This is a genomic window from Pseudonocardia xinjiangensis, assembly GCF_050948425.1.
In the GTDB taxonomy this organism is placed as follows: Bacteria; Actinomycetota; Actinomycetes; order Mycobacteriales; family Pseudonocardiaceae; genus Pseudonocardia; species Pseudonocardia xinjiangensis.
The window spans coordinates 6,882,063-6,908,621 of sequence record NZ_CP192009.1 but is presented as its reverse complement, the minus strand read 5'-3'; the positions used below and the strand labels follow the sequence as shown (position 1 = coordinate 6,908,621).

General features: G+C 72.4%; 25 protein-coding genes and 1 pseudogene. 14 read left to right on the top strand and 12 right to left on the bottom strand.

What is annotated here, in order from left to right:
- Positions 1-49: 49 nt before the first annotated feature.
- On the bottom strand, positions 50-982 hold the full coding sequence (locus ACQPZA_RS32510) for an aldo/keto reductase (protein ID WP_433275890.1): 933 nt from the start codon (positions 980-982) through the stop codon (positions 50-52).
- A gap of 72 nt (positions 983-1,054) precedes the next feature.
- Positions 1,055-2,662: an alkaline phosphatase D family protein gene (locus ACQPZA_RS32505; RefSeq protein WP_312859436.1), complete on the bottom strand. Its 1,608-nt coding sequence runs from the start codon at positions 2,660-2,662 to the stop codon at positions 1,055-1,057.
- 377 nt (positions 2,663-3,039) lie between these two features.
- Between ACQPZA_RS32505 and groES the strand changes: the two genes are divergently transcribed.
- Both groES and groL read left to right on the top strand, forming a co-directional pair.
- Positions 3,040-3,330 (top strand): co-chaperone GroES, encoded by a 291-nt coding sequence (groES, locus tag ACQPZA_RS32500; protein ID WP_010225616.1) that lies wholly within the window; start codon positions 3,040-3,042, stop codon positions 3,328-3,330.
- Between the two features lie 95 nt (positions 3,331-3,425).
- Positions 3,426-5,048 carry a chaperonin GroEL gene (groL, locus tag ACQPZA_RS32495; protein WP_169399138.1) on the top strand — a complete coding sequence of 541 codons (1,623 nt, stop codon included), beginning with the start codon at positions 3,426-3,428 and terminating at the stop codon, positions 5,046-5,048.
- Between the two features lie 64 nt (positions 5,049-5,112).
- Here groL and ACQPZA_RS32490 read toward each other — a convergent pair whose 3' ends face one another.
- Positions 5,113-5,448 carry a WhiB family transcriptional regulator gene (locus tag ACQPZA_RS32490; protein ID WP_169399139.1) on the bottom strand — a complete coding sequence of 112 codons (336 nt, stop codon included), beginning with the start codon at positions 5,446-5,448 and terminating at the stop codon, positions 5,113-5,115.
- A 129-nt stretch (positions 5,449-5,577) separates the two neighbouring features.
- Here ACQPZA_RS32490 and ACQPZA_RS32485 point away from each other — a divergent pair, with 129 nt between their 5' ends.
- The 5 genes from ACQPZA_RS32485 to ACQPZA_RS32465 all read left to right on the top strand — a co-directional run bounded on the left by ACQPZA_RS32485 (position 5,578) and on the right by ACQPZA_RS32465 (position 10,581).
- The gene (locus ACQPZA_RS32485) at positions 5,578-6,639 is read left to right on the top strand and encodes a MerR family transcriptional regulator (RefSeq protein WP_433275887.1); all 1,062 of its coding nucleotides are present in this window, start codon (positions 5,578-5,580) and stop codon (positions 6,637-6,639) included.
- Between the two features lie 77 nt (positions 6,640-6,716).
- Complete coding sequence (locus ACQPZA_RS32480; protein WP_433275885.1) at positions 6,717-7,622, top strand: hypothetical protein; 906 nt, start codon at positions 6,717-6,719, stop codon at positions 7,620-7,622.
- A gap of 166 nt (positions 7,623-7,788) precedes the next feature.
- On the top strand, positions 7,789-8,385 hold the full coding sequence (locus tag ACQPZA_RS32475) for a response regulator transcription factor (RefSeq protein ID WP_075942692.1): 597 nt from the start codon (positions 7,789-7,791) through the stop codon (positions 8,383-8,385).
- A 351-nt stretch (positions 8,386-8,736) separates the two neighbouring features.
- On the top strand, positions 8,737-9,309 hold the full coding sequence (locus ACQPZA_RS32470; RefSeq protein WP_169399141.1) for a sigma-70 family RNA polymerase sigma factor: 573 nt from the start codon (positions 8,737-8,739) through the stop codon (positions 9,307-9,309).
- The gene (locus ACQPZA_RS32465) at positions 9,310-10,581 is read left to right on the top strand and encodes an anti-sigma-D factor RsdA (protein WP_433275883.1); all 1,272 of its coding nucleotides are present in this window, start codon (positions 9,310-9,312) and stop codon (positions 10,579-10,581) included. It begins immediately after the preceding gene.
- Positions 10,582-10,643: 62 nt separating this feature from the next.
- Here ACQPZA_RS32465 and ACQPZA_RS32460 read toward each other — a convergent pair whose 3' ends face one another.
- Entirely contained in the window at positions 10,644-11,021 is a 378-nt protein-coding gene (locus tag ACQPZA_RS32460; RefSeq protein ID WP_169399143.1) for a DUF5319 domain-containing protein, read from the bottom strand.
- Positions 11,022-11,233: 212 nt separating this feature from the next.
- Between ACQPZA_RS32460 and guaB the strand changes: the two genes are divergently transcribed.
- Entirely contained in the window at positions 11,234-12,748 is a 1,515-nt protein-coding gene (guaB, locus tag ACQPZA_RS32455) for an IMP dehydrogenase (protein WP_169399144.1), read from the top strand.
- Positions 12,749-12,783: 35 nt separating this feature from the next.
- Complete coding sequence (locus ACQPZA_RS32450; RefSeq protein WP_344017147.1) at positions 12,784-13,908, top strand: GuaB3 family IMP dehydrogenase-related protein; 1,125 nt, start codon at positions 12,784-12,786, stop codon at positions 13,906-13,908.
- 52 nt (positions 13,909-13,960) lie between these two features.
- On the opposite strand, the gene ACQPZA_RS32445 is transcribed toward ACQPZA_RS32450, so the two are convergent.
- Both ACQPZA_RS32445 and ACQPZA_RS32440 read right to left on the bottom strand, forming a co-directional pair.
- Positions 13,961-14,128: a hypothetical protein gene (locus ACQPZA_RS32445; protein WP_433283172.1), complete on the bottom strand. Its 168-nt coding sequence runs from the start codon at positions 14,126-14,128 to the stop codon at positions 13,961-13,963.
- Positions 14,129-14,150: 22 nt separating this feature from the next.
- Positions 14,151-14,546 (bottom strand): annotated as a pseudogene (locus ACQPZA_RS32440) (type IV toxin-antitoxin system AbiEi family antitoxin); the annotation flags it as partial.
- Between the two features lie 269 nt (positions 14,547-14,815).
- On the opposite strand from ACQPZA_RS32440, the gene guaA reads away from it, so the two are divergent.
- Together guaA and ACQPZA_RS32430 are read left to right on the top strand one after the other, a co-directional pair.
- Positions 14,816-16,366, top strand: coding sequence for a glutamine-hydrolyzing GMP synthase (guaA, locus tag ACQPZA_RS32435; RefSeq protein ID WP_433275880.1), 1,551 nt, complete (start codon positions 14,816-14,818; stop codon positions 16,364-16,366).
- A complete protein-coding gene (locus ACQPZA_RS32430) occupies positions 16,357-17,283 on the top strand; it encodes a methylenetetrahydrofolate reductase (RefSeq protein ID WP_433275878.1) in 927 nt (308 codons plus the stop codon). The genes guaA and ACQPZA_RS32430 overlap by 10 nt, the downstream gene beginning before the upstream one ends.
- A gap of 136 nt (positions 17,284-17,419) precedes the next feature.
- On the opposite strand, the gene ACQPZA_RS32425 is transcribed toward ACQPZA_RS32430, so the two are convergent.
- Positions 17,420-17,659 (bottom strand): hypothetical protein, encoded by a 240-nt coding sequence (locus ACQPZA_RS32425; RefSeq protein WP_433275877.1) that lies wholly within the window; start codon positions 17,657-17,659, stop codon positions 17,420-17,422.
- Positions 17,652-18,893 (bottom strand): PspC domain-containing protein, encoded by a 1,242-nt coding sequence (locus tag ACQPZA_RS32420; RefSeq protein WP_433275876.1) that lies wholly within the window; start codon positions 18,891-18,893, stop codon positions 17,652-17,654. The genes ACQPZA_RS32425 and ACQPZA_RS32420 overlap by 8 nt, the downstream gene beginning before the upstream one ends.
- 59 nt (positions 18,894-18,952) lie before the next feature.
- Here ACQPZA_RS32420 and ACQPZA_RS32415 point away from each other — a divergent pair, with 59 nt between their 5' ends.
- Both ACQPZA_RS32415 and ACQPZA_RS32410 read left to right on the top strand, forming a co-directional pair.
- The gene (locus tag ACQPZA_RS32415) at positions 18,953-20,350 is read left to right on the top strand and encodes an ATP-binding protein (RefSeq protein WP_433275874.1); all 1,398 of its coding nucleotides are present in this window, start codon (positions 18,953-18,955) and stop codon (positions 20,348-20,350) included.
- Positions 20,347-21,039: a response regulator gene (locus ACQPZA_RS32410; protein ID WP_169399010.1), complete on the top strand. Its 693-nt coding sequence runs from the start codon at positions 20,347-20,349 to the stop codon at positions 21,037-21,039. The genes ACQPZA_RS32415 and ACQPZA_RS32410 overlap by 4 nt, the downstream gene beginning before the upstream one ends.
- A gap of 23 nt (positions 21,040-21,062) precedes the next feature.
- On the opposite strand, the gene ACQPZA_RS32405 is transcribed toward ACQPZA_RS32410, so the two are convergent.
- The 4 genes from ACQPZA_RS32405 to ACQPZA_RS32390 all read right to left on the bottom strand — a co-directional run bounded on the left by ACQPZA_RS32405 (position 21,063) and on the right by ACQPZA_RS32390 (position 23,996).
- On the bottom strand, positions 21,063-22,184 hold the full coding sequence (locus ACQPZA_RS32405; protein ID WP_433275872.1) for a hypothetical protein: 1,122 nt from the start codon (positions 22,182-22,184) through the stop codon (positions 21,063-21,065).
- 144 nt (positions 22,185-22,328) lie between these two features.
- Positions 22,329-23,087, bottom strand: a complete 759-nt coding sequence (locus ACQPZA_RS32400) for a PIG-L deacetylase family protein (RefSeq protein WP_433275870.1) — start codon at positions 23,085-23,087, stop codon at positions 22,329-22,331.
- Between the two features lie 207 nt (positions 23,088-23,294).
- Positions 23,295-23,615 (bottom strand): hypothetical protein, encoded by a 321-nt coding sequence (locus ACQPZA_RS32395; protein WP_211174953.1) that lies wholly within the window; start codon positions 23,613-23,615, stop codon positions 23,295-23,297.
- A 69-nt stretch (positions 23,616-23,684) separates the two neighbouring features.
- Positions 23,685-23,996 (bottom strand): chorismate mutase, encoded by a 312-nt coding sequence (locus ACQPZA_RS32390; protein ID WP_169399008.1) that lies wholly within the window; start codon positions 23,994-23,996, stop codon positions 23,685-23,687.
- A gap of 198 nt (positions 23,997-24,194) precedes the next feature.
- Here ACQPZA_RS32390 and pcrA point away from each other — a divergent pair, with 198 nt between their 5' ends.
- Positions 24,195-26,528 (top strand): DNA helicase PcrA, encoded by a 2,334-nt coding sequence (gene pcrA / locus ACQPZA_RS32385; RefSeq protein ID WP_169399007.1) that lies wholly within the window; start codon positions 24,195-24,197, stop codon positions 26,526-26,528.
- Positions 26,529-26,559 lie beyond the last annotated feature (31 nt).

Sequence of the window (26,559 nt, the reverse complement as noted above, 5' to 3'; positions counted from 1 at the left end):
GGCGGGTGCGTGGTCGGCGGCGCTGCCGACCACGAACCTCACCGGTGCGTCACTCGCTGACGTGCCGCAGCAGCCGCAGCTCGTCGTCGGTGAGGTGCAGCTCCAGCATCGGGAGCAGGTCGGCGAGCTGCTCCGTGGTGCGTGCGCTGGCGATGGGGGCGGCCACCGTGGGCTGGTCGGCCAGCCAGGCCAGCGAGACTGCGGCGACGGGCACCTCGTGGCCCGCGGCGATCTCGTCGAGCACCGCCAGCACCCGCAGCCCGCGGTCGTTCAGGTACTCCCGCGCCCCCTCGGCGCGCACGCTCTCGACCTCGGTGCCCGCCCGGTACTTGCCGGTCAGGAAGCCCTTCGCCAGCCCGAAGTACGGCAGGCAGGCCAGGCCCTGCTCGGCGAGCAGTGGGGCGAGAGCCGTCTCGAACTCGGCGCGCTCCAGCAGGTTGTAGTGCGGCTGCAGCGCGACGTAGGGCGTGAGCCCGTCGCGGGCGGAGATCTCCAGCGCCGAGCGCAGCCGGTCCGCCGTGAAGTTGGACGCGCCGATCGCGCGGATCTTGCCCGCCCGCACCAGCCCGTCGTAGGCGTCGAGGGTCTCCTCCTGCGCCGTGTCCGGGTCGTCGCGGTGGGAGTAGTAGAGGTCGATCCGGTCGGTCTGCAGCCTGCGCAGCGAGTCCTCCACCGCGGCGGTGATGTTGGCGCGCGACAGTCCCGGCCGCTGCGGCCACGAGCCGACCTTGGTGGCGATCACCATCGAGTCGCGGTTCCCGCGCGCCGCCATCCACTCACCGATGATCGTCTCCGACTCGCCGCCGGAGTTGCCCGGCGCGCGCCACATGTAGGAGTCGGACGTGTCGACGAAGTTCCCTCCCGCCGCCACGTACGCGTCGAGGACGGCGAATGAGGCATCGCGATCCGCCGTCCAGCCGAACACGTTGCCGCCCAGGCATAGGCGGGACACGTCGAGGTCGCTCGAACCGATCTTAGGCATGCTAAAAACGATACGACGTGCGCGGACACGAGTGGGCTCTCGTGTCCGCGCACGCCGCCGCCGGGCGGTGTCCTAGGCTTGCTGGAGACCCGGCTTCCGGTCCTGCACGACGAAGGTCCCCCGGTTCTCGACGGGTGCGCCCGGCCGCTGCACGAAGGGCACCACGCGGAAGTCGGCGGTCACCTCGGTGGGCGTGAACTTCGTCCGCACGTAGCCGCGACGGTTGTTGTAGAAGCGGATGTGCGGGTTGTCCGCCAGCGTCGATGCGGTGTCGGCGCGCGTCTCCGAGCCGTCGCCGCCGGAGGTGACCGAGCTGGACACCAGCTCGGAACCGATGACAGGAGCCGCCGGGTCGTCGAAGCGCTGCTTGATGTCGGCGGCCCAGTGCGCGTGCACGTCGCCGGTCAGCACCAGCAGGTTGCGCGCCTTCGAGGCGGTCCAGGAGTCCACCACGCGGTCCCGCGAGCCGGGGTAGCCGTCCCAGGCGTCGGGGTTGAAACCGCGTCCGGCGCCGGGGGTGAAGTCGACCTGGGAGAAGAACACCTGCTGGCCGAGCACGTCCCAGCGGGCCTGGGAGCGGCGGAACTCGTCGGCGATCCACTTCTCCTGCGCCGAGCCGGGCAGCGAGCGCGCCGGGTCGGTGCGCGCGGTGCAGTCGGAGTTGAACTTGTCGTCGCACGGCTGGTCACCGCGGTACTGGCGGGTGTCGAGCATGTGGAAGTTCGCCATCCGACCCCACGACACCGTGCGGTAGAGCCGCATGTCGATGCCCTTCGGCCGCTGGGCCCGGCGCAGCGGCATGTTCTCCCAGTAGGCGCGCAGCGCCGCCTCCCGGCGGGCGAGGAAGTTCGGCTGCGGGGTCTCCGGGTGCTCGGGCACCTCGTCGGCCCAGTTGTTGTCGACCTCGTGGTCGTCGAAGACGACGAGCCACGGCGCGACGGCGTGGGCGGCCTGGAGGTCGGGGTCGGTCTTGTACTGCGCGTAGCGCTGCCGGTAGTTCCCGAGGGTCTCGGTCTCCGGGCCGACGTGGTTGCGCGGGTTCCCGCCAGGGGCCACGTAGTCGCCCGCGGTGTACTCGTACTGGTAGTCGCCGAGGTGCAGGACGAGATCCGGCTCCTCCTCGGCGAGCCGGGCGTAGGCGGTGAAGAAGCCGTGCTCGTACTGCGAGCACGACGTGAAGCACATGCTGAGCGGCTGCATCGCCGACGCGGGCGGCGCGGTGCGCGTGCGGCCCGCGGGGGAGAGCTCCTTCCCGGCGCGGAACCGGTAGAAGTACTCCCGTCCCGCGGTCAGGCCGGCCAGCTCGACGTGCACGCTGTGCCCCAGCTCGGGCCCGGTGGTCTCCACGCCCCTGCGGACGATCTTCCGGAACCCCTCGTCGGTGGCCAGCTCCCACTCCACCTCCGTGTTCCGCCCGCCCATGCCGCCCAGACCGTCCTCGGCCAGCGGATCGGTGGCGAGCCGCGTCCACAGCACCATCCCGTCCGGTGCGGGCTCCCCGGACGCGACGCCGAGGGTGAACGGGTTGCCGGGAGGTGCCGCAGGTGCGGCGGACGCGGCGCCTGCGAGCCCGGTGAGCACCGTGCCGGGAACGGCGAGGACGGCGGAAGCGGTCAGGCCGGCCCGCAGCACGCGGCGCCTGCTGTGCGTCGAGGTGGTGGGAGGAGCGTCTGTGGTCACCCGCTCAGCGTTGATCACCCTCCCGTGCGGCGAGTGGCGCGGCGGGCACCGGCCGGTGAACGGTAGGCGAGGTTTCCGACGATCTACGCGGCTTCGTGAGGTGTGCCCTGCTCGGGACTGCTTGTGCGCCTCCGGGTGCCGCGCCGCGCGCCTCCGGTCGTGACCAGCGGCGATACGAGGGGTGGCCGGCGGCGGGCGGGATCGGTACCGCTTCGGGTCATAGCGGCCACCGGCGTTGAGGCGTTGGCACTCTCATGGGTAGAGTGCCAACGGCACGGCCAGGATGTTCCGGCACCCGCGACGACGGGACGTCCGATGGCTGTCATCCCTGAACATGTAGGCGAAGGCACGTACCCCAGGAAGGGGAGGTCATCGGCGTGGCAAACATCAAGCCGCTCGAGGACAAGATCGTCGTCCAGGCCAGCGAGGCGGAGACCACCACCGCTTCCGGCATCGTCATCCCGGACACCGCCAAGGAGAAGCCCCAGGAGGGCAAGGTCCTGGCGGTCGGCCCGGGCCGGGTCGACGACAACGGCAACCGCGTCCCGCTCGACGTGGCCGTCGGCGACGTCGTCATCTACTCGAAGTACGGCGGCACCGAGGTCAAGTACAACGGCGAGGAGTACCTCATCCTCTCCGCGCGCGACGTCCTCGCGGTCGTCAACTGACGCAGGCAGTTCTGTAGCCGCCGCCCCGGTGGTCCCTCGACCGAGCGGGCCACCGGGGCGGCGTGTTTTCCCCGGAGAATCAAGAGAGGCAGGACATGCCGAAGCAGATCACCTTCGACGAGACGGCGCGCCGCGCGCTGGAGCGCGGGGTGAACCAGCTGGCCGACGCGGTCAAGGTGACCCTCGGCCCGCGCGGCCGCCACGTTGTGCTGGACAAGAAGTTCGGTGGACCGACCGTCACCAACGACGGCGTCACCATCGCGCGCGAGATCGACCTCGAGGACCCGTTCGAGAACCTCGGGGCTCAGCTGGCGAAGTCCGTCGCCACCAAGACGAACGACGTCGCCGGTGACGGCACCACCACCGCCACCGTGCTCGCCCAGGCGATGGTGGCCGCGGGCCTGCGCAACGTCGCGGCCGGCGCCAACCCCACCGCACTCGGCGTGGGCATCTCCAAGGCGGCGGACGCCGTCTGCGAGCTGCTCGCGAAGAAGGCCATCCCGGTCGACGACAAGGAGCACATCGCTCAGGTCGGCACGATCGCCTCCCGCGAGGCCGAGATCGGCAACCTCATCAGCGAGGCGCTCAAGACCGTCGGCAAGGACGGTGTGATCACCATCGAGGAGGGCTCCACGCTCGCCACCGAGCTGGAGATCACCGAGGGCCTGCAGTTCGACAAGGGCTACCTCTCGCCGTACTTCGTCACCGACGCCGAGTCGATGGAGGCCGTGCTCGAGGACGCCTACGTCCTGCTGCACCGCGACAAGATCAGCGCCATCGCCGACCTGCTCCCGCTGCTGGAGAAGGTGCTGGCCGACGGCAAGCCGCTGCTGATCGTGGCAGAGGACCTCGAGGGCGAGGCGCTGTCCACGCTGGTCGTGAACTCGATCCGCAAGACCATCAAGGTCGCCGCGGTCAAGTCGCCGTTCTTCGGTGACCGCCGCAAGGCGTTCATGGACGACCTGGCCATCGCCACCGGTGGCACCGTCATCAACCCGGAGGTCGGGCTCAAGCTGTCCGAGGCCGGGCTGGACCTGCTGGGCACGGTGCGCCGCGTCGTCATCACGAAGGACGCCACCACCCTCGTCGAGGGCGGCGGCACCAAGGACGCCATCGACGGCAGGGTTGCGCAGATCAAGGCCGAGATCGAGTCCTCGGACTCGGACTGGGACCGGGAGAAGCTGCAGGAGCGGCTGGCCAAGCTGTCCGGCGGCGTCGCCGTCATCAAGGTCGGCGCCGCCACCGAGACCGCTCTCAAGGAGCGCAAGCACCGCATCGAGGACGCGGTGTCCGCCACCCGGGCCGCGGTCGAGGAGGGCATCGTGCCGGGCGGTGGCTCCGCGCTGGTGCACGCCGCCGTCGCGCTCGACGGCAACCTCGGGCTGACCGGCGACGAGGCCACCGGTGTCGCGGTCGTGCGCAGCGCGCTGCGGGCTCCGCTGTTCTGGATCGCCGCCAACGGCGGTCTCGAGGGCGCTGTGGTGGTCGGCAAGGTTGCCGACCTGGAGTGGGGCCAGGGCTTCAACGCCGCCACTCTGACCTACGGCGACCTGATGGCCGACGGGGTCGTCGACCCGGTCAAGGTCACCCGTTCCGCGGTGGTCAACGCCGCGTCGATCGCGCGGATGGTGCTCACCACCGAGAGCGCGATCGTCGACAAGCCGGAGCAGGCCGAGCCGGCCGCTGCGGGTGGCCACGGCCACGGCCACGGGCACTGATCGACCAGCCACATCCGAACGGCGGGCCGACCCCCAGGGCGGCCCGCCGTTCGACGTTCGGCGATCAGTGCGTGTTGCGCACCTGCGGCCGCTGCCTCCGGCCGTCCGCCATCCGCAACGTCCGGTCGTGACCCCGGATGATCTGGTCGCGCTCGGACTCCGACAGCCCGCCCCACACGCCGTAGGGCTCCTGGGCCGACAGCGCGTGCAGCCGGCACTGCTCGAGAACCGGGCACCCGCGGCAGACGCCCTTCGCCCGCGCCTCGCGGTGGGCGCGAGCCGGTCCGCGCTCGCCCTCGGGATGGAAGAAGAACGCACTGTCCATCCCGCGGCAGGCTCCGTGCATCTGCCAGTCCCAGATCTCCGTGACCGGCACCGGAAGCCGTCGGGTATCCGCCACGTACCTCACCTCGCCTGTTTCGACGCTCTCCTCGACGAAAGTCGGTATCCCCACCATAGACCGCGTCAAACCTTGTTCAAAGCGTCCTTTCGGCTTGCCCCGTCCGCCCCGGACCAGCACGATGAGCTGGTGCAGCCCGACGTGTCGCCGCCGGATCGTGAAGGCCGCCACACGCCCGGGCTGTCCGTGTCCGCGGTGCCGGCGCCGAACGCCGCCACCGAGGCGTGGCTGAGCGTCGCGGCCGCGGCCCGCAGGCTCGGCGTCGCTCCCGCCACGCTGCGTACCTGGGACCGTCGCTACGGGATCGGCCCCACGGCGCACACCCCCGGCCGCCATCGGCGCTACTCGCCCGCGGATCTGGCCCGGCTCGAGCTCATGCAACGCGCACTCGTGCGTGGTGCGTCGCCGGCGGACGCCGCGGCGTACGCGCTCTCGGCCCGCACCGTCGGGCCTGCTGCTGTCGTCCCCCCGGTGCCGGTACAGGTCACGGAGAACGGCGGCGCGTCCCCCGTCGAGCTGCTCGAGGAGGGGAACGACGGCCGCGTCCGCGTAGGCGGCCGCGTCCTGCGCCTGCCCGGAGCGAGCCGGGCGGCCCGTGGACTCGGCAGGGCGGCGCTTGCCCTCGACGCCCCCGCGGTGCACCGGCTGCTCGAGGAGTCGATCGCCGCCTCGGGCGTGGAGTCCGCGTGGGACGACGTCGTCCGGCCCGTGCTGGCCGCTGTCGGCGAGCGGTGGGCGCACAGCGGCGTCGGGGTCGAGATCGAGCATCTCGTCAGCGAGTGCGTCCGCCCGGCGTTCGGTGCGAGGGCCGCGGCGCTGCGGCCCGTGGCCGACGCGCGTCCGGTGCTGCTGGGCGCGATGCCCGACGAGCAGCACATGCTCCCGCTGGTGGTGCTCGCGGCCGCGCTGGCCGAACGGGGCATTCCCTGCCGCGCGCTGGGTGCCGACCTGCCCGTCACGGCGCTCGTGGCCGCGATCCGGCGTACCGCGCCCGTCGCTGTCGTGCTGTGGGCCCAGTTGCCGCAGGTGGCCGATGTGGGCCTGCTGGAGGCGTTGCCCCGGACCCGGCCCCGGTTTCGCCGCTACGTCGCCGGCCCGGGCTGGGACGGCGTCGCCCTGCCGGAACGGACGGGTCGGCTGCTGTCCCTGCGGGCGGCGACGGCGACGATCAGCGACGCGGTCTTGGTGTGACCGGCACGCTCGCGCTGCGGTCAGTTGCTGCGCCTGACGCCAAGGCGGTGGCGTTCGGTGCCGAACCGGGTGCCCCCGTGCGGGTGCGGCCCGGCTCGTCGGCGCTCGAGCGCTGGTACGTGGCGGTCGCGCTCGGCGGCCAGGGACGGTACGCCGCAGCGGCCGCTGTGCTGGAACCCCTGCTGGTGGGCCCCGGTGTGCCGGTCGCCGTCGCGGCGCACGCGGCGATCACTCTCGCCGCCCACCGCCGTCAGCTCGGCGGGCACGCTGCTGCGCGCAGGTATGACGCCCTTGGCCTGCGCCTTGCCTCCTCGGTAGCGTGTGACCCGGCAGCGGACCTCTACGGCAGCGGTCTGCTCGCCGCTCGTGTCGACGCGCTGGTGGGGCTGGCCGCCGACGCCGTCGGCACCGGCGCCCCCGCCTCCGCGCAGCGCCTGCTCGACACGGCGGAGTCGCTCCTGCGGGCCGGGGGAGCGGGGGGCGGTGAATGGCGGCCGACCGTCCGGCTGGGTTGGGTGCGCGCCGAGCTCGCTCTGGTGCGCGGCGACGCGGCCGGGGCGGTCGAACCGGCTCGTCAGGCGCTGGAGTGCGCACAACACGCAGGCTCCGTACGGCACGTGCTCAAGTCCCGGATCGTGTTCACCGTCGCCGCCGCCGTCGCGGGCACCGAACCGGCGGCAGCGGTGGTCGAGCTCGACGCGGCGGCGGCCGAAGCGGAACGAGCGGGATTGCTCCCGCTTGTGTGGCCCGCTCGACTGGCTGCAGCTGATCTTCTCGAGCGCGGCGCCGGAACGCCCTCGAACGCAAACGACGCCACTCGGACAATCTCTGGAGAATCGGTGAACGACCCGCTCGACGGTCCGGCACGCCGACGACACGCCGCGCTCGCCACGCTGAGCGTCATCGAAGAGAGGGCAGACCCTCTTGGCAAGCGCCTGTTGGGGGACTCCGGCAGGGTCTCTGTTCCACCCCCGGTAATGTAATTAGTCCATTCGGTCTTACGTCACCCACATGACCAGTGCCACTCGGCGCAACTCTCCCGAATGGAGGGCACAAACCGGCCCTGATCGTGTCAAGGTGAGCCTGTCGCCCGCCGATGAGGGGGGTGACACATCACCCGGCTGCAGGAAGCTGCAGGAAGGAATCGTCGTGACGACGGTACTCATCTGCGACGATCGTCGCAGCGTCCGCGAAGGCCTGACCCGCGTGATGTCCGCGGTGCCGGGGGTGCACCGGATCGATTGCGTTGCGCATGGGGACGAGTTGCTGGCCCGGTTCTCCCGGCAGCCGGTGGACGTGGTCCTGGTCGGCACCCAGCGGGCGGTGCCCACTGGGGTCGAGGCCACGAGGCGGCTTGTCGCCGCTCACCCACAGGCGAACGTCATCGTGTTCGGAGCCCCCGACGACGCGGGCAGCATCGCCGCCGCAATCGCCGGCGGGGCACGGGGCTACCTCCGCTGGGACGCCTCGCGCCCAGAACTGGTGGCCGCGCTCGCGCACACTCTGGCGAGCACTGCCGTGCCCACGCCCCGGGCTCCTACGGATCCGGGCGTGCAGCTCACGGAGCGTGAGCTCCAGGTGCTGCGCGGCATGAGCCAGGGCAAGAGCAACGGCCAGATCGGACGGGAGCTCTACCTCTCCGAGGACACGGTCAAGACTCACGCCCGGAGGCTCTTCCGCAAGCTGGGCGTGCGCGATCGCGCCCAGGCGGTGGCCCACGGCTTCCGGCGCGGCCTCGTCTCCTGAGCGTCCTGACCCGCGCCGTCCCAGCGCGCCCCCAGGCCCTCCGCACCACCCCGGACCAGCGTCCGGGCTGACTCAACAGGCGACGTGGCTGCCGACAGCGCAGCCACGCGCCCTGCCGCCGCGGTGTCAGCTCCCGCGGTGTTGCACGCCGCCATTCGGGTGGTTACCGCCCTGAGCATGCATCTGCCGGTCATCCGGCGCGTCTCCTCCCATGGGGAGGACCCATCCAGGACCGCCGTTCTACTTCGCTACGGTGGTCCGCACTGAGGACACGGTTGAGCACTGTCCGTGATCAGCCTCACGAACGGATGATGACGAACATGTTCAGTAACACCTGGGCAACTGTGCGCGATGAGTGAGACGACAGACGTTCCCGATGAACTGGTGAGCCGCGCCATGGCCGGCGAGCCGGCAGCCGTCGGGCGCGTGATCGCCATCATCCGGCCCATGGTCGTGCGCTACTGCCGGGCGCGCCTGGGCCGGATGGACCGGTCGTCGGTCTCGGCCGACGACGTCGCGCAGGAGGTGTGTTTGGCCGTGCTCACGGCCTTGCCCGGGTACCGAGTCCAGGGCCGTCCGTTCTTGGCGTTCGTCTACGGCATCGCGTCACACAAGGTGATCGACGCCCACCGTGCCGCCACGCGCAACCGGTCCGAGCCGGTTGCCGACGTGCCCGACTCGGTGGAGTCCGCGGACGGGCCAGAACAGCGTGTACTTCGCGTCGAGCTGTCCGGCGAGATGGGCCGGTTGCTCGACACGCTCCCCGAGAAACAGAGAGAGATACTCGTCTTGCGCGTGGTCGTCGGGCTGTCCGCCGAGGAGACGGCGGAAGCCGTCGGATCCACGCCGGGAGCCGTCCGTGTGGCCCAGCACCGGGCGCTTTCCCGTTTGCGCAGGTCAATGCCAGAAGAGGAGGTGGTGTGAGTGCGTCACGACAACAACGACCCCGGACGCAACCCGTTCGAACACCGCCACCGGCGGCCGGGCGGCGGCAGCAACGGCCATCGCCCCCCCGGCATGAACACGCGCCCTGTCCCGCTCGACGAGGTGAGCGAACCGCTCGACCTCGTCGCGGTCCAGGCCGATGACGAGCTGATCAACGCGCTGTCCGCGGGCATGACGGTGTCGTCCCCCGGCCGCTCCGGCTACGACACCGACGACCGGGTCGCCGCGATCCTCGCGGCCTGGAAGGCCGACGTGGACGTCGAGCCGATCCCCGAACTCGTCGACGTCGACACCGCCGTGGCCACCGTCATGGCCGCCCGGCGGCCGGTCCGGCGCACCCGGCGGCTGGCCCCGGTGGCCGCGGCCGCGGCGTTCGTCGTACTCGCCGTCGGTGGCGTGTCCGTCAGCTCCTACAACGCCCAGCCCGACGACGCGCTGTGGGGTGTGTCGAAGGTGCTGTACAGCCAGCGCGCCGAGTCCGTGGAGGCCGCGGTCCGGGTCGAGGCCCGCATCACGAAGGCCAAGGAGGCCCTCGTCGCCGGGCAGCCCGTCGTCGCGGCGCAGGAGCTCGCGCAGGCGAAGGCCGACCTCGAGGTCGTGCGCCCCGAGGAGGGCAAGACCGAGCTCGCCCAGGTGCAGGAGTTCCTCGTCGCGAAGGCGGCGGAGACGCCCCAGGGCACGCCCACCGATCCGGGCACCCCGCTGTCCACCCAGCCGTCCCGGCCGGTGCCTCCGGGTGCCGGGGTGCGGGAGTCGCCGAGCTCCGGGCGCACCGCGCCGGTGGCACCCGACCCGGCGTCCGGCACGCAGGCGCCGACGTCGGTGACTCCGGCACCGACGTCCGCGGCGTCTGCGCCCGAGCGTTCTCCGTCCGATCCGCGGGATCCCCGGGATCCGAGGGATCCGCGTTCGCGCGACCCCCGCAGCGCCACCCCGGACCCACGCAGGCAGCAGGCCCCGGCGGCTGGCGACGGCACGAGCCAGAACCCGTCACCCGGCACGCAGCACTCCAGCACCCCGTCGCCCCAGCCTCCGCCGACGACGACCGACAGCCCGAGCCGCGGCGGCACCGGCAGTGCCGGTCCGACCTCCGGTCCGCAGACCCCACCCGCCACCGCGGAGGGCCGGCCGGACGGCGGCGCCACCACGCCGGCGGGAGACACCACCCGCTCCAACCCGGGTGCCGGGGGAAGCACGGGCGCCACGGCTGCCGGTTCCGGCACGCCGCCGCCCTCGGCCACCATCAGCTGACCCGCATACGGCGACGGCCCCCGATCCACTCGGATCGGGGGCCGTCGCCGTATGCGTCGGTGTCAGGAGTCGGAGAGCACCGCGTCGGCGTAGCCGCGGCAGTACTCCCAGGTGACGTAGCTCGTGGGGTCGGGGTCGAAGGCAGGCTCGTGGGGCCGCATCTGGCCCTCCTCCAGCAGCTGCTGGAGGCTTGCCCGCAGCAGGCTCCACTCGTGGAAGTGCTGTTCGCCACAGTCGCCGCAGTCGACGACGATGCCGCGCACTCCGCGGGCCTCCAGCAGTGCCTGGTAGACGGCGAGGTCGGCCAGATCGGCCACCACCTCGTCGCGCTCGGCCTCGCTCAGCCCGTCCTGCTCGCCGCCCTCAGGCCCCTCGAGGGACAGCGCGGGATCGTGCGGGTCACCGGCGAAGGGGTCCGGTGGCAAGGCATCAGGTGACACACTCTCACGATACCCGCACCGTGCCCGTGACGAGTCGTGAGCGTCGGGTTCACGGCGGGCGGGACGGCGGTGATGGACCGGACTGTGGTGATGGACTCGGCGCGGGCGTGCCGTCTGCCGCGCCGCCGCGGATACGATGTCGGGAAACCTCCCCGCCGCCCGTACCGACGTTCTACGGAGGATGACGGGCAGGGATCGACAGGATGGTGGCAATGACCAGCGAGGCCGCAGGACTGCCCCCCAAGTTCGCGATGCTGGGCCTGACGTTCGACGATGTACTGCTGCTCCCCGCCGAGTCCGATGTCGTGCCCAGCGCGGTCGACACCAGCACGCAGGTCACCCGCCGGGTGCGGATCCGCGTGCCGCTCGTGTCGTCGCCGATGGACACGGTCACGGAGTCCCGGATGGCGATCGCCATGGCCCGCGCGGGCGGGCTCGGCGTGCTGCACCGCAATCTCTCCCCCGAGGAGCAGGCCGCCCAGGTGGAGGTCGTCAAGCGCTCCGAGGCCGGGATGGTCACCGACCCGGTCACCTGCAAACCCGACGCCACCCTGGCCGACGTCGACGCGCTGTGCGCGAAGTTCCGCATCTCCGGGGTCCCCGTCACCGACGCGGGCGGCCACCTCGTCGGCATCATCACCAACCGCGACATGCGGTTCGAGATGGACCACAGCCGGCCCGTCCACGAGGTGATGACCCACGCCCCGCTGATCACCGCCCGGGTGGGCGTCACCGCGGAGGCGGCGCTCGGCCTGCTGCGCCGGCACAAGCTGGAGAAGCTGCCGATCATCGACGGCGACGGCATCCTGCGCGGGCTCATCACGATCAAGGACTTCAACAAGACCGAGAAGTACCCGCTCGCCACGAAGGACCCTGACGGCCGTCTCGTCGTGGCCGCGGCCGTCGGCGTCGGCGAAGAGGGCTACGCGCGCGCGATGCAGCTCGTCGAGGCCGGCGTCGACGTCGTCATGGTCGACACGGCACACGGGCACTCCCGCCGGGTGCTGGAGACCGTGGCCAAGCTGCGGGCCGAGATCGGCCACAACGTCGACGTGGTGGGCGGCAACGTGGCCACGAGGGCCGGTGCCCAGGCGCTCGTCGAGGCAGGCGCGGACGCCGTGAAGGTGGGGGTCGGCCCCGGGTCGATCTGCACCACCCGTGTCGTCGCCGGGGTCGGCGCCCCGCAGATCACCGCGATCTACGAGGCCTCGCTGGTCTGCGCGGACGCCGGTGTACCGGTGATCGGCGACGGTGGCATCCAGTACTCCGGTGACATCTCCAAGGCCATCGCCGCAGGCGCGTCCACGGTGATGCTCGGCAGCCTGCTCGCCGGCACCGCCGAGTCGCCGGGCGACCTGATCCTGGTGGGCGGCAAGCAGTTCAAGACCTACCGCGGCATGGGCTCGCTCGGGGCGATGCGCTCGCGGGGCGGGGAGGGCGGCCGCAAGTCCTACTCGAAGGACCGCTACGCCCAGGACGACGTGCTGAGCGAGGACAAGCTCGTGCCCGAGGGCATCGAGGGGCGCATCCCGTTCCGCGGTCCTCTCAGCCAGGTCGTGCACCAGCTCGTCGGCGGGCTGCGGTCCGGGATGGGCTACGCGGGTGCGCAGACGATCGAGCAGCTGCAGCAGGCGCAGCTCGTGCGGATCACCGCGGCGGGGCTCAAGGAGAGCCACCCGCACGACATCACGATGACGGTCGAGGCGCCCAACTACGTGGCCCGTTAGGACCCCGCGCCCCGGGCTGTCTACGCTGGTCACCCGTGCGTGACCTCGTGGAGATCGGGATGGGCCGGGAGGCCCGTCGCAGCTATGACCTGTCGCAGGTCGAGATCGTGCCGTCGCGGCGGACCCGCAGCTCCCAGGAGGTCTCCACCGCCTGGCAGCTCGACGCCTACCAGTTCGAGATCCCGCTGGTGACCCACCCGACCGACGCCATCGTGTCGCCGGCCAGTGCGGTGCGGATCGGGCAGCTGGGCGGTCTGGGCGTGCTCAACGCCGAGGGCCTGTGGGCCCGGCACGCAGACGCCCAGGGTGCGCTGGAGCGGGTGCTCGACGCCGCTGCGGCTGACGACCCCACCGCCGCGGTGCGCCTGCTGCAGGAGCTGCACGCCGCCCCGATCCAGCCCGCGCTGCTCACCGAGGCGCTCAAGACGGTGAGCGCGGCCGGCATCACGGTGGCCGCCCGCGTGAGCCCGCAGCGGGCCCGCGAGCTCACCCCCGACCTGCTCGCGGCCGGCGTCGAGATCCTCGTCGTGCAGGGCACGATCATCTCCGCCGAGCACGTATCGGGCGGGGAGCCGCTCAACCTCAAGGAGTTCATCAACTCCCTCGACGTCCCGGTCGTGGCCGGTGGCGTGGGTGACTACCGCACCGCGATGCACCTCATGCGCACCGGCGCCGCAGGCGTGATCGTCGGGTACGGGGAGTCGTCCGCCACCACCACCGACGACGTACTCGGGATCGGCGTGCCGATGGCCACCGCGATCGTCGACGCTGCCGCGGCCCGCCGCGACTACCTCGACGAGACCGGCGGCCGCTACGTCCACGTGATCGCCGACGGGGGCATGGCCGGCTCGGGTGACATGGCCAAGGCGATCGCCTGCGGGGCCGACGCCGTGATGCTTGGCGAGCAGCTCGCCGAGGCGTCCGAGTCGCCGGGGCAGGGGCTGTACTGGACCTCGGCGGCGGCCCACCCCTCCCTCCCGCGCTCGGAGGTGACCGGCTTCGCGCCGGGCGAGCGGGACCTGAAGTCGGTGCTCTTCGGCCCGGCCGACAGCCCCTACGGCACCGTGAACCTGTTCGGCGCCCTGCGGCGGGCGATGGCGAAGACGGGCTACTCGGACCTCAAGGAGTTCCAGCGGGTCGGGCTGACGGTCCGCGGCTGACCAAGTGCCGTGAGCCGTACATCACGGCCGCGCGCAGGGCGCCGGCGTACGGCTAGCCCGCGGTGGAGAGCCACGCCTGCCGGTCGAGGTCGCGCAACGCCCTGTCCGGTGCACGATGCTCACCCCCGTCGTACTCGACGACGAGCCGGACCCCGGGGTAGGCCATGTCGAGGCGGTTGGGGCCGAACACATGGTCGTCGGGGGCGGGGTGGCCGGCCACGACGTCGGCGGCCGACGGAGATGAGCTCCTCGGGCGCGAAGCCGGATGCGTGCGCGAGCGCATCGACGGCGACGACCGCCTCCACGAGGGGTGAGCGGCGGGCCAGGTCGTACGCGGTACGAAGCGGGGAGGTGACGGGCACCCCGTCCACCCAGGTGATCTCGTCGGCCGGCAGCACGTCCTCTCGGACGCGCAGTCCAGGACGGCCGCGAACCCGGTGGCACACGACGATCTCGGCAGGGGCGTCCGCTGGTCCGCAGGTGGCCTCGAGGAACTCCGCGGCGGAGTAGCCACCCAGGACACCTCGTCCGTCGACGAGAGCGAGCGCGGCCAGCGAGCGGATCGTCAGATCCAGCTCGATCCCGGCACACACGTACACGTCGGGGAAGACGCGGCGGAAGCGTGGGCCGCGCAGCATCTTCGGGGTCAGCAGCCCACATGCGACGGCGGCCGAGCCACGGAAGGGTCCGGTGAGTTCCATGCGCGGTTGGACGGCGTCACCGCGCCCACGGTTCCAGTGGTCCGCATGATCGGCCCGAGCCCTCCACCACCGCCCTCACCAGGGCGCTGGCGTTCGGCTCGCGAGGAGATCCCGGGTGAGCCGTCCACCACGGCCCTGTCGAGGGCGCTCCCGTGCGGGTCGCGGGGATCAGTGGGCCGCTGCGGGGGCCGACTATCGTGGTACGGGTGCAGCCGCCCACTGTCCTCGTCGTCGACTACGGGGCCCAGTACGCCCAGCTGATCGCCCGGAGGGTGCGGGAGGCGCAGGTGTACTCCGAGATCGTGCCGGGCGACACCCCCGTCGACGAGATCGTGGCGCGGAAACCCGCCGCGCTGATCCTCTCCGGTGGTCCGTCGAGCGTGTACGAGCCGGGCGCGCCGAGCGTCGACCCCGCCCTGTTCACCGCGGGGATCCCGGTGCTCGGGCTCTGCTACGGCTTCCAGGCGATGGCGCGGTCGCTGGGCGGGGAGGTGGCGCCGGACGGCACCCGCGAGTACGGGCGCACCGAGCTGACGGTCTGTGCCGCGCCCGGCGCGCTGCACGACGGGCTCCCGGCCCGGCACCCGGTGTGGATGAGCCACGGCGACTCGGTGGTGCGCGCGCCGGAGGGTTTCGTGGTCACGGCGTCGTCCGAGCGGGCGAAGGTGGCGGCGTTCGAGGACACCGAGCGGCGCCTCGCGGGCGTCCAGTACCACCCGGAGGTCGGCCACTCGCCGTACGGGCGCGAGGTGATGCGCCGGTTCCTGCACGAGATCGCCGGGATCGCTCCCGGCTGGACCACGTCGTCGATCATCAACGACACGATCGACGCGGTGCGCGCCCAGGTGGGCGAGGGCAGGGCGATCTGCGGGCTGTCGGGCGGTGTCGACTCCGCGGTGGCGGCGGCGCTGGTGCAGCGGGCGATCGGCGACCGGCTCACGTGCGTGTTCGTCGACCACGGGCTGCTGCGGGCAGGTGAGCGGGAGCAGGTGGAGCGCGACTTCGTCGCCGCCACAGGAGCGAAGCTGCACACCGTCGATGCGAACAAGCGGTTCCTCGACGCGCTCGCCGGGGTCATCGACCCGGAGGAGAAGCGCAAGGTCATCGGCCGGGAGTTCATCCGCGTCTTCGAGGCGGCCACGGCGGAGGTGGCGGCCGAGGAACATGTGGGCTTCCTCGTGCAGGGCACGCTCTACCCCGACGTCGTCGAGTCCGGTGGCGGCTCCGGCACGGCCACGATCAAGAGCCACCACAACGTCGGCGGGTTGCCGGACGACATCGAGTTCGCGCTGGTCGAGCCGCTGCGCGCGCTGTTCAAGGACGAGGTGCGCAGGGTGGGGGCCGAGCTGGGGCTGCCGGAGGCGATCGTGGAGCGCCAGCCGTTCCCCGGTCCCGGGCTGGGAATCCGGATCATCGGCGAGGTCACCCACGACCGGCTCGAGACGCTGCGGGCCGCCGACGCGATCGCGCGGGAGGAGCTCACCGCCGCCGGGCTGGACCGCACCATCTGGCAGTGCCCCGTGGTGCTGCTCGCCGACGTCCGCAGCGTCGGGGTGCAGGGCGACGGCCGCACCTACGGCCACCCGGTGGTCCTGCGGCCGGTGTCCAGCGAGGACGCCATGACCGCCGACTGGACGCGGCTGCCCTACGACGTGCTGGAACGGATCTCCACCCGGATCACCAACGAGGTCGCGGAGGTCAACCGCGTGGTTCTCGACGTCACCAGCAAGCCACCGGGCACGATCGAGTGGGAGTAGCGGTCCCGGCGGAGCGGCCCGGCCGCCTCGCCGACGCCTTACGCACCGGACGGTTCGCCGTCACCGCCGAGATCGGGCCGCCGCGCGGCGCCGACGTGGACGAGATCCGCGAGTCCGCCGCGCTGTTGCGCGACTGGGTGGACGCCGCGAACGTCACCGACAACCAGGGTGCCCAGGTCCGGGTGTCGAGCTTCGCCGGCAGCATCGTCGCGCTCGCCGAGGGCCTCGAGCCGGTCATGCAGATGACCTGCCGCGACCGCAACCGCATCGCCCTGCAGTCCGACCTGCTCTCGGCGGGCGCTCTCGGCGTCCCCAACCTCGTGCTGATGACCGGTGACCGGCCCGAGCGCGGTGACCACGCCGACGCCACCCCCGTGTTCGACCTGAGCTCCAGCGGCCTGATGAACGTGGCGCGCACGCTGCGGGACGAGGGCCGGCTGATGTCCGGCCGGGCCATCGACCCGGCTCCGCAGTACCTGCTCGGCGCGGTCGACACGGGTACGGGTGTGCCCGACCGGCTCGAGCAGAAGGTGGCCGACGGGGCCGAGTTCGTGCAGACCCAGTTCGTGTTCGACGTCGACGACTTCGTCGTCTGGATGCAGAAGGTGCGCGACCTCGGGCTCGACGGCCGGTGCGGGATCCTGGCCGGCGTCGGGCCGATCCGGTCGCTGCGGGCCCTCGAGTTCATGGCCGGCATCCCCGGCGTCGTCATCCCGCCCTCGTTCGAGCGGAGGCTCCGCGGGGTGCCCGCCGACCGGGTCGCTGCGGAGGGCATGGCCGCGGCCGCGGAGACCGTCGCGGCGTTGCGGGAGGTCCCCGGTGTGGCCGGGGTGCACGTGATGTCCGTCGGCTACGAGCGGGGCGTGCCGGAGATACTCGAGGCCGCCGGGCTGGAGCCCACCCGCCGCCAGGCCTGATCGCTGCCCCGGGAACGCGACGAGGGCGGCACCAGGGTCGTCGAAACCCTGGTGCCGCCCTGCGCGGCCGCCGCTCCCCCGAGCGCGACCTCCGGTCCCGGCCACTCCCCGTCGCCGGTCCCGGTCGTCCTGCCGATCAGCCGGCGTTGCGTCCCCGGAGGCTCCCGACCAGCAGCAGGAGCCCGATCACCGTGGCCCCTGCGGCGAGCAGCCACCGGGGGTCGAGCCCGGCGAGCGACGGCACCTCACCCACGAACGCCGCTGCCGACATTCCCAGCGCGAGCACCCCGACCAGAATCATCAGCAGGTCCGGGCCGCGGCGCCGGGCCGCGGGGGCAGCCGAACCGGTCGGCTGCTCGTTCCACGTGTCAGCCACGGTGCACCTCCACGCTGCCTGCGCCCGTCTCGATCGTCACGACGAGCGGTCGTCCGGTGGGGACGCCGTCGGCGCCCAGGTCGTCGGTGACGGCGATGTGGGCACCCGGGCCGGACTCCGACCGGCCGTCGAACTCCACGTCGCCCACACCGGTGGTGCTGGTCAGGGTGAGGTCCGCGTTCTGAGGCACCCAGAGCTCGACGTCGCCGACGCCGAGCGTGATGGCGGAGCGCACCGGGCTCGCGTTGCCGCCCGGGGGCACCGACAGGTCGAGGTTGCGCAGGTCGAGCGCGATCTCACCGGCGGTGCGCTGGTAGCTGGGCTGCAGCGCCGCGACGGTGGTGGGGGCCGCACGCAGCTCGCCGACGCCGTTGCCCTGCCAGCGGTCCAGCGGCGCGGCCACCAGCGCCCAGGTCAGCGCACCGAGCACCAGGGCCACCGGGATCAGGCCGCGGCCGGAGCGGACGAACGCGCCCAGCACCAGGCCGGCGCCGATCACGGCGAGCGTCACGCCGAGGACCACCGGCAGGTTCGCCAGTGTGAGCGCCCCGGCCAGGAGCATGATCACGGCCGTGATGCCGCCCGCGAGCAAAGCGAGACCGAGGGTCACCGAGGTGACGGGCAGCCGGCGCTGCGCAGGTGCAGGCGGTGGCCCGACCGGCGACGGCTCCGGGAGGTCCCAGGCGAACGGGGCGGCACCCAGCGGGTCCCATGCCGGCGGAGTCGTGGCTCCCGGAGGGGTCGCGGTACCGGCGGTCTCCTTGGACAGGGAGACGCCGCTCGGCGTGATCGTGGTGGGAGCTTCGGCCCCGGCCGAAGCCGCGGCGCCCGTTCCGCGGTGGCCCCGGCTGCGGTGCAGCAGGAACAGCAGGACCGCGACGGCCAGCGCGGGGAACAGGATGCCTCGGTCGTCGCCGCCGAAGATCGACCCGACGCTCACCAGCGCGGCGATTGCCAGGCCGATGACCAGGACCGTCCTGGGTGGCCGCGGCTGTGCCGGTGCGGTGGGGTCGGCAGGCTGCTCCGGGAGCAGGAACCAGCCGGCGATGTAGAGCGCGGCGCCGATCCCCGTGAAGGCCGCGACGACGAAGCCGACGCGCACCAGCGTCGGGTCGATGTCGTAGCGGCGTGCGATCGCGGCCGCCACACCCGCTACCTGCCGGTCGTCGCGCGGTCGCGCAGGCCGGGTGTCCCACATCTCCCGCAGCGTGGTGTGCACGTCTGTCCGGTTCATTGTTCTTCTGCCTCCATGGGACAGAGCTTGCTCGGCGTCCGGGCCCGCGGGTATGGGGGATGGCCCGGAGTGATCCCGGAGGTTTCCCCGATGTCAGTCCTGTGCCCACATGTGACGATGAACGCGTGACAACGGTCCCCGAGGCGACGCCGCCGCCCGCGCCGCAGCCGAGCGCGCCTGCCGCCGGCACGCCGCCACTCGCCCGCAGACGCAGCGGCCGGTTCCTCGCAGGGGTGGCCGGGGGCGTCGCGGACCACCTCGGCGTCAACGTCCTCTGGGTGCGCACGGCGTTCGTCCTGCTCACCGGGGTCAGCGGGGCGGGGGTGCTGGCCTACGGGCTGCTCTGGATCTTCCTGCAGCAGGAGCAGACCGACGTCGTCCGGCCGCTCCGGCGCGCCGAGCGCCAGCAGGCGATGGGCCTGGCCGCGCTCGGTATCGGCGCGGGCCTCGCCGCCGCCGCGGTGGGCAACACGGTCGTGGGCTGGGTCGTCGGGCCGCTCGGGGTGGCGGCCGTCGGCGCCGCCGTGGTGTGGCGCGAGGCCGACGAGACGCAGCGCCGCCGCTGGACGGCGGGCGCGCGCTCCGGGGTCACCGGCATCGCCGGGGGCGGGCGCACCGCGCTGCTGCGGGTGATCGCCGGAGCGGTGTTCGTCGCGAGCGGGATCGGTGTGTTCCTGATCGGCAACCTCGATCTCTCGCAGGTGCAGTTCGGGTTGCTGGCCGTCTTCGCGACGCTGCTCGGCGTGGGTGTGCTGACCGTTCCCTGGTGGGTGCGGTTGATGCGCGAGCTCGGTGAGGAGCGCCGTGAGCGCATCGTCGAGGCGGAACGCGCGGAGATCGCCGCACACCTGCACGACTCGGTGCTGCAGACCCTCGCGCTCATCCAGCGCCAGTCCGACCAGCCGCGTGAGGTGCTGCGGCTGGCCCGGGGCCAGGAGCGCGAGCTGCGGCACTGGCTCTACGGCCCCACCGGCTACGGGCGGTCCGCGCGCGCGTCCGGTGAGCCCACCCTCGACTCCGGCCTCGCCGCCGCGATCACCGCGGCCGCGGCCGAGGTGGAGGACACCTACGCGATCAACGTCCGGCCGGTCGTGGTCGGCGACCGCCGGCTCGACGACGGCCTGCGGGCACTCGTGCTCGCCGCCCGCGAGGCGATGGTCAACGCCGCGAAGCACGCCAAGGTCGACGAGGTGAGCGCGTACGTGGAGGTCGAGCCCTCCGAGGTGCACGTGTTCGTCCGCGACCGGGGCGTCGGGTTCGACCCGGACGCGGTGCCGGACGACCGGCACGGTCTCGCCGACTCGGTGCACGGCAGGATGAGGCGGCACGGCGGTGCGGTGCGCCTGCGGAGCGCGCCGGGCGAAGGCACCGAGGTGCACCTGAGCATGCCGGTGGACGAACCGGCCGACACGGAACCCGAGCCGGAGGCCCGGGCCCAGGAGGAAGCGACGCCATGACCGACACCCCCGACGAGACTCCGGGTGCCCCGGTCCCCGCGCCGATCCGGGTCTTCCTGGTCGACGACCACGGCCTGTTCCGCTCGGGGGTACGCGCGGAGCTCGACCGCCACGTCCCCGACGTCACGGTGGTGGGCGAGGCGGGCTCCGTGGACGAGGCGGTTGCCGCGATCCGCCACCTGCGGCCCGACGTGGTGCTGCTCGACGTCCACATGCCCGACGGTGGGGGCGCGGAGGTGCTGCGCCAGCTGCGGCCGGAGCTGCCCGACGTGGTCTTTCTGGCGTTGAGCGTGTCGGACGCCGCGGAGGACGTCATCGCGGTGATCCGGGCGGGCGCGCGCGGGTACGTCACGAAGACGATCTCGGGCAGTGAGCTCGCCGACGCCGTGCGGCGGGTGCGGTCGGGCGACGCGGTGTTCTCACCGCGGCTGGCCGGCTTCGTGCTCGACGTGTTCTCCGAGCGGCCGGGTGCCGCCCCGCCCGGTGATCCTGAGCTCGACCTGCTCACCCGGCGGGAGCGGGACGTGCTGCGGCTGCTCGCGCGCGGCTACGCCTACAAGGAGATCGCCGGGGAGCTGTTCATCTCGGTGAAGACGGTGGAGACGCACGTGTCGAGCGTGCTGCGCAAGACGCAGCTGTCCAACCGGTACGAGCTGTCGCGGTGGGCGTCGGACCGGCGGCTGGTGTAACCCGCCGGTCCGCTCCCGGGCGGTCAGCCGCCGAGCAGGCCCGCGGCGACCTTGCCGACGCCGCCGAGGAGGCCGCCAGAGCCTCCGCTGTCGCGGTCGCTGTCGTTCTTGCCACCGTCGTCGCTGCGGTCGTCGTCGTCGCTGCGGCTGTGGCGGCCGCTCTTCTCGTCGTCGCTCGACGACTCGTCGTCGGCCTGCTGGGGAGCGGAGGTCTTGGCGGAGCTGTTGGTGCTGAGCAGCGAGACGACCGGCCCGGTGACCGGGGAGAGCGTGTCGGTGACCGGCGCGGTGACCTTGTCGAGCGTGTCGCCGGTGTCCTTGACGGTGGTGCCGAGGCCCCCGACCGTCTTGCCGACGGTGCCCGGGAGGGCCCCTCCGACGTTCTCGACGGTGCCGCCTGCGGTGTTGCCGACCTTCGCGACGGCGGAGTCGCCTGCGGCGGTGGGCGGGGCGGGGGGAGCCGGGTTCTCGGTGGTCCGGGCAGCGGATGCGCCGGTTGCGGGGGCACTCGGAGCGGCGCTGGAGCCACCCGTGCTGCTCTGGGAGGCGCCGGGCACCGCGCTGCTCGGCGCGCCGTTGGCTGCCGCCAGCACCGTGGGCACGCCCGCGATCGCGGTGGGGAACGCGACGGGCACCCAGGACGTGGGTGCGCCCGCGCCCGCGTCGAGTGAGTCGGTGGCGGAGGACGGGTCGATCACGCTCGCGGTGGGCAGCACGGGTGCCGCGGAGCTCTTGTCGAGCCGGCCCTGACCCGCCCAGCCGTCGCCCTGGGCGCCCTGCGCCTCGGTGCCGGTGGGGGCGATCTCGGTGAGCGCGGCGGCGCCGAGCACCGACCCCACGGCCAGGAGCGCGCCGGCCGCCACTGCGCCGCGCTTGACGATCGCGGACTTCCCGGCGGGCTCCACGACGGCATGGACGGTGGTGGGCTCGTCGGTGCCCTCGAACTCCTGGTGGGCCCGGGGCTGCACGGGCCGGTCGAGGGCGTGCGGGGCGCGACCCTCACGACGCAGCAGGCTGCCGACGGAGACGCCGGTAGCGGATTCGTTGACGTCGAGCTTGGTGGTCACCGGAGCGTTGCGGCTCAGCAGATCGGCGACCGTGACCACGCTGACCGGAGTCAGCCGCGAGCCGCCGCGAGAAACCATCTGAGCCACTGCAACGTCCTCCCTTTGAGTGAACGGACGACCGAATGTCTACCGGATGTGGTTCTGGTAAACCAAGAGTCATTCGTCCGCCCAGCGTTTTTCACCCAGATGGAGTATTTCCGTTCGTCGCGGTGCAGCTACCGCTCATCCAATGGTGATGACCTGGAAGGCCTCGGCCAGCCGATTTCCCGGGAAGTCGAACCGCTGCGCCCAGCGCCGGGTCATGCCCCGCAGCCGGCTCTCCAGGTCGTCCATGTGGGACGTCTGCGAGCGATGCTCCCGCAGTGCGGCGATCTTGCGGTCGAACGTGTCGGTCACGTCCACGGCATGGTCGATGCGTTCGTCCGGCGCTCCCATGACCCACAGCTCGCCGACCGTCCATGCCTCGAGCCCCTCGTCGGCGAGCAGTTCGGGATGGGCGAACGGGTTGCGCGCGTCGGGGTAGACCGCGGCGAGCGCCGCCTCCCCCGCCGCCCGGTGGTCGGGGTGGGACACGCCCAGCCGGGACCAGTAGATCTCCGGGGACTGCGTCAGGACGCGGTGCGGCCGGACCCTCCTGATCTCGCGGCTGATGTCGCGGCGCAGCTCGATGCTGGGGGTCAGCCTGCCGTCCGGGTACCGGAGGAAGCGGACGTCCCGCACCCCGACCGCGGCCGCGGCAGCCCGCTGCTCGGCCTCCCGCAGCGGGCCCATCGCGTCGCGCGGGGTGTTGTCGTAGCCGCCGGCGTCACCGGACGTGCAGATGCAGTAGGTGACCTCGATACCGGCCGCCGTCCAGGCGGCGACCGTGCCGGCGGCCCCGAAGTCGACGTCGTCGGGATGGGCGGTGACGACGAGCGCGCGCTCGACGTCGGTCCGCACCCCGGCGCGAGGCCGGAGGGGTTCAGGGGGAGGCGTGGTCACCGGCGAACTCTAGTGCGGTGGCCACGAACGTTGCCGGGTTGATCGCGGGATCCAGGTGGTTCCTCGCAAGGCGCCGACCGCAGCTCATACCGGGGTATTCGTCAGGGCGGCAACGCAGCGAGGGGCCGCATGGGCGCGCGAGGAACCCGGTGGACGTTTGTGGCCGCCGCACTAGTCACCGGACGAGCGGGGGACCGCGTCAGGCGATCAGGGCAGGCTGCGGAAACGCGACCGCGTGGAGTCGAGCGCCTGCTTCGCGTAGAGGCCGGCCCCGCCGCCGAGCAGCAGCCCCACCAGGTCGATCGGCACCGAGTCCGACGACGTCATCAGCAGGGCGAGGAGGGCGACTCCCGCGGTGCCGCCCGCGACCTTCCACCGGCTGTTGACGTAGTCGGTGGTGGTGCCCCCGGACAGCCCGCGCTTCTTGGCGGCGTTGTTGAGCATGGCGAGGTAGCCGACGTGTCCCAGTGCGGCGAGGAGCCCGACCAGAGCGACAACCGCTGCGACGATCCCGAACACGGTGCCCATGTCGTCAACAGTGCCACGAAACGCCACCGAGGGGGTGGATCCGACAGGGGGACTCGCACCCGGGGGAACTCAGCGACCGCCGAGCCTGCCGCGTCCCAGCCGCAGCAGCAGCATCCCGAGCTCGCGGCCCTCGGCACCCAGCTCACGGAAGCGGGCGAGCACCGCCATCTCCCGGTTGTAGACGATCCGCGGGCCACCTGCGGCCATCCGGGCCCGGCCGATGCGCTGCGAGACATGCGTGCGCCGTTGCACCAGCCGGAGGATCTCGGCGTCGAGACGGTCGATCTCGACGCGCAGGTCCTGGATCTCGTCCTCGGCCGGGATGTCGTCGGCGGGCTCGTCGTCGGCGGGAGCGGTGTTGTCGCCGGTGGTCACGGTCATGATCTCCTCCAGGTCGGGAGCCCTGGCCCGTGACGCGAGAACGCCCCGGGTCCTGAGGACTCCGGGGCGTCGTGGGGGCTGGTCAGCAGGCCACGGGCACCGGTGTCCGGTACCCGTAGAAAAATCGCCTGCTCAGTCGCACGTTCCGAGTGTGCCACAGCAGGCCCCGTCAGAAGCCGCCGGTACTCTTCGAACACGATGAGCGCGCTGTTCGAACTACCCGCCCGCACCGTCCAGCCCCGCACCGCCCGCGGCGCGGCGTTGCTGGAGGGTCTCAACCCGCGCCAGCGCGAGGCGGTGGTCCACGAAGGGTCCCCGCTGCTGATCGTCGCGGGCGCGGGCTCGGGCAAGACCCGGGTGCTCACCCACCGCATCGCCTGGTTGCTCGCCGAGCGCGGGGCACACCCCGGCGAGATCATGTCGATCACGTTCACCAACAAGGCCGCCGCCGAGATGAAGGAGCGCGTCGACGCGCTGGTCGGGCGCCGCGCCAACGCGATGTGGGTGTCCACGTTCCACTCGATGTGCGTCCGGATCCTGCGCCGCGAGGCCCAGCACCTGGGTGTGCGCAGCGCATTCTCCGTCTACGACGCCGACGACACCCGCAGGCTCGTCGGGCTGGTCGGGCGCGACCTGGAGCTCGACCCGAAGAAGTTCGCCGCCCGCGGGCTGGCCGCGCAGATCTCCAACCTCAAGAACGAGCTGCTGGCCCCGCAGGACGCCGCCGAGCGCGCCACCAACGAGTACGAGCGCAAGGTCGCCGAGGTCTACGCCGTCTACCAGGCCCGGCTGCGCACGGCCAACGCGTTCGACTTCGACGACCTCATCATGGAGACGGTCGCGCTGCTGCAGCGCCTGCCCGCCGTCGCGGAGTACTACCGCCGCCGCTTCCGCCACGTGCTCGTCGACGAGTACCAGGACACCAACCACGCGCAGTACGCGCTGGTGCGCGAGCTGGTGGCGCCCGCCGCCGAGGGCGCGCCGCCCGCCGAGCTGTGCGTGGTGGGCGACTCCGACCAGTCGATCTACGCGTTCCGCGGCGCCAGCATCCGCAACATCATCGAGTTCGAGCAGGACTACCCGGACGCCCGCACGATCCTGCTGGAGCAGAACTACCGCTCCACCCAGCGCATCCTCACCGCCGCCAACGCCGTGATCGCGCGCAACCCGGACCGCCGCGACAAGCGGCTGTGGTCGGAGCAGGGTGACGGGCAGAAGGTCGTCGGCTACGTCGCCGACAACGAGCACGACGAGGCCGCGTTCGTCGCCCAGGAGATCGACCGGCTGGTCGACTCCGGCGAGGTGCGCAACTCCGACGTAGCCGTCTTCTACCGCACAAACTCCCAGTCCCGGGTGTTCGAGGACGTGTTCCTGCGGGTGGGGCTGCCGTACAAGGTCGTCGGCGGGGTGCGGTTCTACGAGCGCCGCGAGGTCCGCGACGCGCTGGCCTACCTGCGCGTGCTGTCCAACCCGGAGGACACGGTCAGCCTCCGGCGCATCCTCAACGTGCCCAAGCGGGGGATCGGCGACCGCGCCGAGGAGCTGGTGGCCACCTACGCCGACCGCGAGCGCATCTCGTTCGCCGCCGCCCTGCGCACCGCTGCCGAGCAGCCGGAACGGGTCCCCGGTCTGGCCACCCGCTCGCAGCGCTGCATCGCGGCGTTCGTGCGCATCCTCGACGACCTCGCCGAGCTGGTGGAGCGCGGCGAGGAGACCTCCGAGCTGCTGGAGGCCGTCTACGCGAAGACGGGGTACACGGCCGAGCTGGAGGCCAGCGAGGATCCGCAGGACGGGTCGCGGCTGGAGAACCTCGCCGAGCTCGTCACCGTCGCCCGGGAGTTCGCGGGCGACGCCGCCGTGGCCGATCTCGACGACTCCGACGTGGCCGTCGGCGCGCCTCCGCCCGGCTCGCTGGCCGCGTTCCTCGAGCGGGTCGCCCTGGTGGCCGACGCCGACTCGATCCCGGACAACGACGAGGGCATGGTCACGCTGATGACCCTGCACACCGCCAAGGGCCTGGAGTTCCCCGTCGTGTTCCTCACCGGCTGGGAGGACGGGGTGTTCCCGCACATGCGCGCCATGGGCGACCCCGCCGAGCTCGCGGAGGAGCGGCGCCTGGCCTACGTCGGCATCACGCGGGCGCAGGAGCGGCTGTACCTGACCAGGGCGATGATCCGTTCGACGTTCGGGCAGCCCAACGCGAACCCGGCGTCCCGGTTCCTCGCCGAGGTCCCCGACGACCTGGTCGAGTGGCGCCGGTCCGAGCCGGAGCGGTCGGCGCCGGTGGGCAGTTTCGGGTTCGGTCGTCGTCCCGCCGCCACCGACCGGGGCAGCTGGAACGTGCCCCAGCGCTCGCTCGCCCCCACCATCAGCCTCGATGTCGGCGACCGCGTCAACCACGACAAGTACGGCCTCGGCACGGTGATCGCCTCCGACGGCGCCGGGGCGCGGGCCACCGTCACGATCGACTTCGGTAGCGCGGGCACCGTGCGGCTGATGCTCATCGGAGGGGTACCGCTGCAGAAGCTGTGAGCGCGGGCCCCGGGCGCCCGGCGCCCGGGGT

What these genes read in the sequence shown, in the direction of transcription:
- ACQPZA_RS32510 (WP_433275890.1), bottom strand. Translation starts at nt 982, where the DNA reads ATGCCTAAGATCGGTTCGAGCGACCTCGACGTGTCCCGCCTATGCCTG.
- groL (WP_169399138.1), top strand. Translation starts at nt 3,426, where the DNA reads ATGCCGAAGCAGATCACCTTCGACGAGACGGCGCGCCGCGCGCTGGAG.
- ACQPZA_RS32470 (WP_169399141.1), top strand. Translation starts at nt 8,737, where the DNA reads ATGAGTGAGACGACAGACGTTCCCGATGAACTGGTGAGCCGCGCCATG.
- guaB (WP_169399144.1), top strand. Translation starts at nt 11,234, where the DNA reads ATGACCAGCGAGGCCGCAGGACTGCCCCCCAAGTTCGCGATGCTGGGC.
- ACQPZA_RS32420 (WP_433275876.1), bottom strand. Translation starts at nt 18,893, where the DNA reads ATGAACCGGACAGACGTGCACACCACGCTGCGGGAGATGTGGGACACC.
- ACQPZA_RS32415 (WP_433275874.1), top strand. Translation starts at nt 18,953, where the DNA reads ATGGCCCGGAGTGATCCCGGAGGTTTCCCCGATGTCAGTCCTGTGCCC.
- ACQPZA_RS32410 (WP_169399010.1), top strand. Translation starts at nt 20,347, where the DNA reads ATGACCGACACCCCCGACGAGACTCCGGGTGCCCCGGTCCCCGCGCCG.
- ACQPZA_RS32405 (WP_433275872.1), bottom strand. Translation starts at nt 22,184, where the DNA reads ATGGTTTCTCGCGGCGGCTCGCGGCTGACTCCGGTCAGCGTGGTCACG.
- ACQPZA_RS32395 (WP_211174953.1), bottom strand. Translation starts at nt 23,615, where the DNA reads ATGGGCACCGTGTTCGGGATCGTCGCAGCGGTTGTCGCTCTGGTCGGG.
- ACQPZA_RS32390 (WP_169399008.1), bottom strand. Translation starts at nt 23,996, where the DNA reads ATGACCGTGACCACCGGCGACAACACCGCTCCCGCCGACGACGAGCCC.
- pcrA (WP_169399007.1), top strand. Translation starts at nt 24,195, where the DNA reads ATGAGCGCGCTGTTCGAACTACCCGCCCGCACCGTCCAGCCCCGCACC.